This window comes from Streptomyces sp. NWU339 (assembly GCF_003143855.1).
Taxonomy (GTDB): domain Bacteria; phylum Actinomycetota; class Actinomycetes; order Streptomycetales; family Streptomycetaceae; genus Streptomyces.
On record NZ_QFRK01000113.1, the window covers coordinates 1 to 8,709 of the forward strand.

Annotated in this window: 10 protein-coding genes; 5 read left to right on the forward strand and 5 right to left on the reverse strand. The window is 68.6% G+C overall.

Going from position 1 to position 8,709, the window contains the following annotated elements:
• The 3 genes from DIZ27_RS46400 to DIZ27_RS43300 form a co-directional block, all read left to right on the forward strand.
• The coding region (locus tag DIZ27_RS46400) for a transposase (protein ID WP_181384008.1) at positions 1-222 on the forward strand (222 nt) is incomplete at its 5' end.
• Positions 223-263: 41 nt separating this feature from the next.
• Complete coding sequence (locus tag DIZ27_RS43295) at positions 264-626, forward strand: cupin domain-containing protein (protein WP_109383760.1); 363 nt, start codon at positions 264-266, stop codon at positions 624-626.
• A gap of 554 nt (positions 627-1,180) precedes the next feature.
• The gene (locus DIZ27_RS43300) at positions 1,181-1,858 is read left to right on the forward strand and encodes an IS6 family transposase (protein WP_109383761.1); all 678 of its coding nucleotides are present in this window, start codon (positions 1,181-1,183) and stop codon (positions 1,856-1,858) included.
• A gap of 170 nt (positions 1,859-2,028) precedes the next feature.
• On the opposite strand, the gene DIZ27_RS43305 is transcribed toward DIZ27_RS43300, so the two are convergent.
• The gene (locus DIZ27_RS43305; RefSeq protein WP_109383762.1) at positions 2,029-3,084 is read right to left on the reverse strand and encodes an acyl-CoA desaturase; all 1,056 of its coding nucleotides are present in this window, start codon (positions 3,082-3,084) and stop codon (positions 2,029-2,031) included.
• 36 nt (positions 3,085-3,120) lie between these two features.
• The gene (locus DIZ27_RS43310; RefSeq protein WP_258308884.1) at positions 3,121-4,206 is read right to left on the reverse strand and encodes a ferredoxin reductase; all 1,086 of its coding nucleotides are present in this window, start codon (positions 4,204-4,206) and stop codon (positions 3,121-3,123) included.
• Between the two features lie 1,713 nt (positions 4,207-5,919).
• Here DIZ27_RS43310 and DIZ27_RS48245 point away from each other — a divergent pair.
• On the forward strand, positions 5,920-6,045 hold the full coding sequence (locus DIZ27_RS48245; protein WP_258308885.1) for a hypothetical protein: 126 nt from the start codon (positions 5,920-5,922) through the stop codon (positions 6,043-6,045).
• Here the strand turns inward: DIZ27_RS48245 and DIZ27_RS46405 are convergent.
• Positions 6,042-6,602, reverse strand: coding sequence for a DUF5994 family protein (locus DIZ27_RS46405; protein WP_181384011.1), 561 nt, complete (start codon positions 6,600-6,602; stop codon positions 6,042-6,044). The two genes, DIZ27_RS48245 and DIZ27_RS46405, sit on opposite strands and share 4 nt — an antisense overlap.
• Complete coding sequence (locus DIZ27_RS49125) at positions 6,515-7,327, reverse strand: transposase family protein (protein ID WP_375232081.1); 813 nt, start codon at positions 7,325-7,327, stop codon at positions 6,515-6,517. The genes DIZ27_RS46405 and DIZ27_RS49125 overlap by 88 nt, the downstream gene beginning before the upstream one ends.
• Positions 7,328-7,529: 202 nt before the next feature.
• Between DIZ27_RS49125 and DIZ27_RS43335 the strand changes: the two genes are divergently transcribed.
• Complete coding sequence (locus DIZ27_RS43335; RefSeq protein ID WP_109383765.1) at positions 7,530-8,087, forward strand: DUF5994 family protein; 558 nt, start codon at positions 7,530-7,532, stop codon at positions 8,085-8,087.
• A 414-nt stretch (positions 8,088-8,501) separates the two neighbouring features.
• Here DIZ27_RS43335 and DIZ27_RS43345 read toward each other — a convergent pair.
• Positions 8,502-8,709: transposase (locus tag DIZ27_RS43345; protein WP_181384010.1), on the reverse strand; the 208-nt coding region annotated here is incomplete at its 5' end.

The window sequence follows — 8,709 nt, forward strand, 5'->3', positions numbered from 1 at the left end:
GCCGAGCGGATCGAGCTGCACCTGATGCCCGGATACAGCCCCGAGCTCAACCCCGACGAGCTGCTGAACGCCGATCTGAAACACCACGTCCACGCGGCCCGCGCCACCTCCGTCGACGACCTCGCCCGCGAGACCCGGCGCTTCCTGCACCGCAGGCAGCGCCAACCCCGCATCGTCTGCGGCTACTTCAGAGCCCGCCACGTCCGCTACACGATCGAGTAGGAAACCCACCAGTTTCGGCTCAATACCTGCAGGTCACCCTGATGTCCATTCCGGTCGGTGAGTCCATCGGGCTCGAGGTCCACCCCCACACGGACCAGTTCCTGCGCCTGGACGCCGGGCACGGCAAGGTCATCATGGGACCGGCCAAGGACCAGCTCGACTTCCAGCAGGACGTCGTCGACGGCTGGTCCATCCAGGTTCCCGCCGGCACCTGGCACAACGTGATCAACACCGGCGACGAACCCCTGCGCGTCTATGCCATCTACGCCCCGGTCCACCACGCACCCGGTCTCGTCCAGGAGGCCAGCACAGACGCTGAACGGGACGAGTCGGCCGGCGCCGACGAGCCGCCCGCGTGGACCGTCCAGCCCCAGGACGACGCCCCGGACCAGCACGCCAACTGACCTCTCCGCACGTCGGGGGTTCCCAGAACTGGGACTCCACCGTTTTCCGTACGATCATGCGGGTTCAGTCACCGCAGGACGACGCCGCCGACCTCCTCGCTCCGGTCCCCGCCGCGTGGGGCGCGCTCGCCGGGTACGCGCGCGTCTCGACCATGGGGTAGTTGCTCGGCCGACAGATCCACGCCCTCGCCGAAGCACCGCGGACACGGCCATGGAAGCGAGCCGGTGCCGGCACCTGCTCCGGTTCGTTCGGATCCGAGAGGATATGCCTTTGATGCACGTGCGGAGGAAAGCCCCTGATGGTGACGTCAGCAATGACGGCATCGTGTTGCGGTGATACCGACCAAGTAGCGTCGAAGTGATGCCGAAAGAGTGGGAAGGTGGTCTGCCCCCGTCGTTCAGCGCCATGAGACATCCCGAGCGCTCTTGGGGTGCCGCGCGCCGGAGGCACTGTCACGTTGACTGACCGGGTGGGATGATCTTCTGGTTGGTCATGCTGGGAGGGGTCGTCCGCGGACAGCGCATCGCCGTCGTACAAGGGGCACCGGTACCCAGTGGAGGTCATTGCGCACTGCGTGTGGCTGTACCACCGCTTCCCGTTGTCGTTCCGTGAGGTCGAGGAGCTGATGCTCGAGCGCGGCGTGCTCGTCTCGCACGAGACGGTCCGCCGCTGGTGTGTGAAGTTCGGGCAGGCCTACGCCAACGGCCTGCGCCGAAGGCGTGCGAGGCCCGGGGACACGTGGCACCTGGACGAGGTCTTCATCAAGATCAACGGCGAGCGGAAGTACCTGTGGCGGGCCGTGGACGCCGACGGCACCGTGCTGGACATCCTGGTCCAGTCCCGCCGGGACAAGGCCGCGGCCCGGCGGTTCTTCCGCACACTGCTCAAGAAGACCTGCTCGGTGCCGAGGGTGATCGTCACGGACAAGCTCCGTTCCTACGGTGCGGCCCACCGCGAGGTCATGCCCTCCGTGGAACACCGCTCCCACAAGGGTCTGAACAACCGGGCCGAGAACGGCCACCAGCCGACGAGGCAGCGCGAACACGCGATGAAGGGCTTCCGCAGCGTGGGTGGGGCGCAGCGGTTCCTGTCCGCCTTCAGCGGCATCTCACCCCACTTCCGCCCCCGTCGCCACCTGATGACCGCACACGACTACGGAGCCGAGATGACCGTTCGCTTCGCCATTTGGGACCAGGGCACCGGAGTTGTCGGCCTGCCCAGCACCCCCTGAACACGCGGCCGGAACCCGGCCCCGCCACGTCCCGACGCACCGCCAGGCACCTCCTCACTCAACAACGTGACAGCGCCCCGCAGGTCCTCATCCGTGCTTGGAAGGCACATCAACTGCGGTCTGGAGCCCGGCTGCTGTGGCCCATCGGCTACGTGGGGTCGGTGCCAGGGTTACGGGAGCCCCATGCGCCAGATACGCGCCCAGGTGGAGGCGTACTGCCGCAGCAGCGGGCCGGTGGTGTACGGGATGCCGAACTTCTCGCACAGCTCGCGCACCCGGGGAGCGATCTCGGCATAGCGGTTGCTGGGCAGGTCGGGGAAGAGGTGGTGCTCGATCTGGTGGCTGAGATTGCCCGTGAGGATGTGGAGGAGCGGTCCGCCGTCGATGTTTGCCGAGCCGAGTGCCTGACGTACGTACCACTCGCCGCGCGACTCGCCCTCGATCTCGTCCTCGGCGAAGGATTCCGCGCCGGCCGGGAAGTGGCCGCAGAAGATGACGGTGTGCGCCCAGATGTTGCGGGCGGTGTTGGCGGTGAGGTTGCCGAGCAGGCAGGGCAGGGCGGACGGGCCGGCCAACAGCGGGAAGAGGACGTAGTCCTTGGTGAACTGCCGTGCCGCCTTGCGGGCCATCCCGGCGAGGTCGCCCAGGAACGCGCGCACGGACTTGCGGCCCTGGACGACGGCCTCGGGCTCCAAGTCGTACAGCGCGATGGCCCACTCGAAGACCGGCGCCAGAAGCGGCCCGCCGTACAGCGGCTGGAGGAGGTGGATGGGGTGCCAGGGCTGGTCCTCGCTCATCCGCATGGCAACGTACCCGAGGTCCCGGTCGCGTCCCACCACGTTGGTCCAGGTGTGGTGGAGGTCGTTGTGGGTGTGTTTCCAGGCGGCGGCCGGGGTGGGAAAGTCCCACTCCCAGGTGGTGGAGTGGATGGCAGGGTCGCGCATCCAGTCCCACTGGCCGTGCAGGATGTTGTGGCCCAGTTCCATGTTCTCCAGGACCTTGGCGGTCGTGAGCATGGCTGTGCCGGCCAGCCAGGCGGGCGGCAGCAGGGACACTGCCAGCGCGGCCCGGCCGCCCGCCTCCAGGGAGCGGTGGACGGTGACGAGCGTACGGATGTACCGGGCGTCCTCCGCGCCGAGGTCTTCCAGCACCTCGGCTCGGATACGGTCCAGTTCTCGCCCGAAGGCGTCGGCTTCGGGCGGCGCGAGACCAAGCGCAGCGGCCACAGGTGTTCCCCTTCCCAAAAGCGTGACAGATCGTCTCTACAAGTCGATGTGAACGGGGCCGCAGGCGGCTGACACGCAGGTCTGGATCAGATCGCCCGGCTCGCCGTGCACCTCGCCGGTCCGCAGGTCGCGGACCCGGCCGGCGGACAGCGGGCTGACGCAGCTGTGGCAGATGCCCATACGACAGCCGCTGGGCATGACCACGCCTGCCGCCTCGCCGATGTCCAGCAAAGACGTGGCTGGGCGGGCCTCGGCCTCCACACCGCTGCGGGTGAAGCACACCCGCCCGCCGGATCCGCCGCCGGACGCGGCCACCGGCGGCGGCCGGAACCGCTCCAGGTGCAGCTGGTGGTGGACATCCGCGTCACGCCAGGCCCGCTCGGCGAACGCCAGCAGCCCTTCGGGCCCGCAGGCCCAGGTCTCGCGCACCCGCCAGTCGGGGCACAGCGCGTCCAGACGGGCAAGGTCCAGCCGTCCCTCCCCGCGGGTGCGGTGTTCGTACAGCCTGAGCCAGCCCTTCCGGGCGGCCATGTCACGCAGCTCGCCACCGAAGACCACCCGGTCGGCGTCCGGCGCGCTGTGCACCAATACGGTGTCCGGGCGGCGGCCCGAGCGCCGTGAGAGCGCGCGCAGCATGGCCGCCACAGGAGTGATGCCGATGCCGCCGGTCAGGAACAGCAGGCGCGCGGGCGGCGGGTCCGGGAGGATGAACTCCCCCTGGCCGGGGCCAAGACGCAGGATCTTCCCGGACCTGACCCGATGCGCCAGGTACAACGACACCCGACCGCCCGGAACCGCCCGCACGGTGATCGCGAAGCGCCCGGAGCCGTCCGGCGGGGTCGTGATCGAATACGTCCGCCAGTGCAGCACCCCGTCAATACCCACCCCGAGTGGCACGTACTGCCCGGCGGCCCGATACCCCGACCAACCACGCCCCGCCCGCACCAGCAGCGTCGTCGCATCCGCCGTCTCCGCGCAGACCGCCTCCACCCGGCCCGCCGGCCACCGGGCCGACCACAGCGGATCCACCACCGCAAGGAAGTCGTCCGGCAGCAGCGGCGTGCTCAGCCGGCCGGCGGCCTGCCACATCGGCCGCACCAGGTGCCGGAGCGCACCTGCCATTCCGGCCCTCCCCTCCTCGTCCCTTCCGACGTACCTACGCTTACGTAACCGTAGAGCAACGGTAAGTAGGGTTGCCTGGTCTTCACCATCCGTAAACGTCACGCCGCCCGGCCCCGGCCGTTCCCTTGCCCGCCCGCGCCCGATGTGAGACGGGAACACCGCAAGAACACCGATGCCGCTCGGTCAGTCCTTCGCGAAAGCCGGTGGCGTCGCCGTCGCCGCAGGTCGGGTGCGGGGCAGCACTCCGGTGCGCTCGGCGACGCGCTGATAGAGCTCCTCGATGCCGAAGGACTCCTGGCCTGCCAGGTCTTTGGCCTCCTCTGGGGTGATGCGCTGGGCGAGAACCTGCAGGACGGCCGTGGTGACCTGGGCCGCTTCTGCCTGCCGACGTACTCACCCACGCCCGCGGACCCGCCTCGCCACCACACTGCCCCGCCTCCAGCACGGCGAGCTGGCGTCGACGACCCGGACCCTCGGCGCGCGAGCACTACGCGCAGCCGCGCAGCCGCCGAACCCTTGCGCAGCGGCCGGGCAAGCCACCCTGCGAGGCGGGCTTGACCGGCCCGCAGGGGGACGCCGTACGGCCTGGCGGGGGGCCGCACCCAAGGGTGGCTGCACAGGGGGCTGCACGCTTGGTAACAGCGGTAACCGGGACCACTGCCGCAGGTGTGGACCTCCTACAGGGACCGCTCGTTTTCGCAGCTCACACCCGGTGGGTGCGATCTCTCACCTTCGTGTCAGTACGCAACCTGCGCGTATACCGCCCGGTGACAGTACTGACACCCCTGCTCTCTCATCTCAGGACAGTGGCAACACCTGCGGCAAGGCCGATCCCCGGTTCGCTGACCAGCGCGTCCGGACAACACCCCGGGAACCCACCACCGACACGCCATCCACTGACACCAAACCGAGAGATCGCACACAGGACACTGGTGTCCTGTGACGGCGCACCTTGAGCGCCTGCCAACGCTGAGCGGCTCTGGTCGAGCGCCTGCGCGCTGGCTCTCTCCAGTTGCCGTTGGGGTGTGCTCAGCGCTTTCTGGAAGAGCGGGTGGAACGGCCCGCTCTTCCAGGAGGAGCGCACCATGGCGCAACCGGTAAGTCGGCCAACGATCAGCGCTGAGCAGTTCAGCCGAGTGTGTGACGAGATTAGGAGCACGGCGGCGCCCGAGAAGGACGCTCAGGCCATCCGGGACTGTGCTCTGCGCATCGTGCAGACCCTAGGCCTGGCGCTATCCACGGATGACCCGAGCAGGCTTCTCACCGAACTCATGGCCCCTAGGGTGGCCCCAACCCCGGGGAGCCCTCGGTACGCCCGAGAGGCCATCCTGGACATGCCTGACGAACAGCCAGGAGAAGATGAAGGTCCGGTCAGGTAGACCGAGCCGTCACGCCTGATTACATGCTCAGCTCGCCGGAGGGCGCCTGGTCCCACCGCTCAATCTTCGATGGCAAGCGGTCAAGGTTCGCTGGGTCATGTCCGCTGGAGTGGTGTATCGACGGCCACTCCAGCGGACATGACCTGGTGTCAGAGAGGTGACCTCGCCCATCTCTCCCCCCGCGGTAGCGGTTGAGGCCACGGCGGTGGCTGAGGCAAAGGTGGCGGCCAGGGGGGCGGCCAGGGGGGCGGCCACACGGCGATCACTACTGGCATCCGTTCGGCGAGATCCATCGTGCACCTGCCAAGAGCTTCACGGGCTGTGGAGTGGGGGGATGAAGGCCCATCTCGGTGAAGTCAGCCGGGTCGTGCAGATGGCGGGCGACTGGCGGTCCGAGGCCGGGCGGGGTGGGTCGAACTCGGCGGTGCTCCGCACCGACGTGCCGACCGGTGCGGGCTAAACAGGGCCTGCGGCGCCGCCCTCGGCCTCCTGGATCCGCTCGCCCTCCGCGTCGACCGCCAGCAGGGGCACCGCGTCGGGGATTTCGGGGGTGGTGCCGGTAGCGGCGAGGATCGTCGCAGCCAGCATGCGGTTGCCGGTCCGCGCGGCCATCGCCATGGCCGCCGCCGCGGCCGGCGCGGTGGCCCACGGCGGAACCACGAGGAGCATGAAGTGGTCGTCAAGCCCGCGGGTCACGCTCATCGTGTCATCGCTGGCGCTGAACCAGCCGATGTGAACGACGCGGCCGTCGATCGTGAGGCTGCGTGGGATGTCGTCCCAGGCGTCCTGGTCCAGCCCGACGCGCAGGATCGCGCCGAGGGGCGCGCTCAGTGCGGTGATGAGGCCGGGCAACTCGGCGCGGACATCGCGGGAATGCGGCCACCACGCGCCATCGAACATCCCCGCGCGGGCCAGCGTCGGCTCCAGGGTCAGCCGGACTGCCGCGGGCGCCGTCGGCCGCGGGAAGAGGTCGGGGGAGCGCCCCCATACGAATGCAGTGCTGTGGTTCGGCAACATGACGTGCCGCCCGTCTCGGTTCTCGACGGAACCGGTTTGGTCCAGGGGGACGCCGACTCGGCTGCCAACGGTGAAACGTCCTGGTAACTGCAACTGTACTCCGCACAACCGGTGGCGGGGCGGGGGCCCGCGCTCAGGTGGTTCGCCCCCGCAGAGCCCGCCCGACGATCTCCCCCTGCTGGCTCCGGGGGTGAGTAGTTGAGGTACAGGAAGTAGAGCCGAGATTGTTCATGGTCGTGCGCTGGAGATGCATCACGTACGCGCCGCCCAGCCGCACCACGCAACCGGCCGGTCAGCCGCGCACCGGCCGGTATCTGGGCGATCTGCTCGGTGAACGACCGCCGGGGACACCGCGGCTCACGGCAGAACCAGCGGCGCTTGTGCCACAAGAACTCCGGGCCGCTGTCCCCGTAGGGAAGATCGCGGGGCCGGGTCACCGCCGGGCCCCTCACCCGGGAGGCGAATACCCCGCAGGCCGGACAAGCCCGCGCCGACTCGTCCGCCGTGACCGATGGACCCGGCGTCTGCCGCCCTCGGGCCGCTCGACACGTGCGACGGACACCCCGTCGAGGTCGAGCAGCAACGTCGTCTCGTTGACCAGGCCCGTGGCTCCTGTGTGATCTTTCTGCGTCGAGAGCAGAAATGATCAGGTATGACCACGGGCGCTCCGCCTTCGGATGCCGACAACCACCACGACCGTCACCATCGTGACGACAGGTCAGCACCGCCAGCCGAGTGCACCGCTCAAGTTCGAAGACCCGTCAAAACGCCCTGATATCCGTCATCCTGAAACCGCCCGGCGGGCTGTATCCGGGAGTAGCCTGAAATTACCGAGGGCATTTCGCATAAGAGTTTCTAAGCTCCTGTCGTTCTCGGTGATTCACGACACCGGGCCGGTGTACACCGGCCCGGGGACAGGTCCGCGTCATGACCGCTACCATTGTGTATACGTCGGCGGTCGAGGAGCGGACCTTTTCGCTGCCGCTGCGTCTCGCGCTCGCCTCAACGGACACCCCCGGTGCTCTTCTGGACGGTGCGTGGTGGCCCCGTTCCCGTGACTCCCGCGATCTGGCGGCGGAACTTCCTGCGTTGACAGCGGTGCTGGATCCCCTTTGGGGGCGCATCACCCATGTCACGGTGAACCCGACCCTGTGGCCGGTCATCCCACGGAAGGTGCCCGTTGACGGGCACGTGGTGAGCGTCGGCTGGTTCAGGGCCGAGCAAGACCCCCACAAGCTGGTGCTGCTCTCCAACACCGTCGGCCGTTGGGACCTGCTGGTGATTCCGCCGCAGACGGATCCGGCCATCGCCGCCTGGCTGATGACCGCGGCCACCGGTCCGCTGCGCAGCCACACAGCGAGTGATCTGCTGAAGAGGGCCGCATTCCAGCGGATGGTGACAGAGGCCGACCAGGCCCGAGAAGCGGTCTGGGACTCCGAGGGCGGCCAGGGCGCCCGTGTGACCGCGCCGGCATGCTCAGCGTGATCCTCGAAACGGCCCCGGTGAAACCGCCGGGGCCGTCCTTTCAGGCGCAACACGTGAGAGTGCGCAACCCACAATCCACGGTACACCTGCAGGTAGTTTCCGACGTGATTCCGTAGGCTGACGCGAAGCATGAGCACATTCTGCTCGGACCTCAAGCACCGACGACCGGGCTCAGCAGCCGGCAGCGCCCGGACGCCGGCAGAGTGCTTGCTATTCCGCATTACCGTGCCACTGCCCCTGGGCACGGAACCAGAGTCCGGGAGCGTAGATCGATTCGACGACAGCGGCTTCGCCTTTGGTCACCCTGAGGATCCGCAATGCGCCGCTCGGAAGCAGGTCGTACTCGTACGTGGCGGGCGACTCACCTTCGGTGATGTCGTCGTAGGAGATATTGAGCCGAAACTGGTGGGTTTCCTACTCGATCGTGTAGCGGACGTGGCGGGCTCTGAAGTAGCCGCAGACGATGCGGGGTTGGCGCTGCCTGCGGTGCAGGAAGCGCCGGGTCTCGCGGGCGAGGTCGTCGACGGAGGTGGCGCGGGCGGCGTGGACGTGGTGTTTCAGATCGGCGTTCAGCAGCTCGTCGGGGTTGAGCTCGGGGCTGTATCCGGGCATCAGGTGCAGC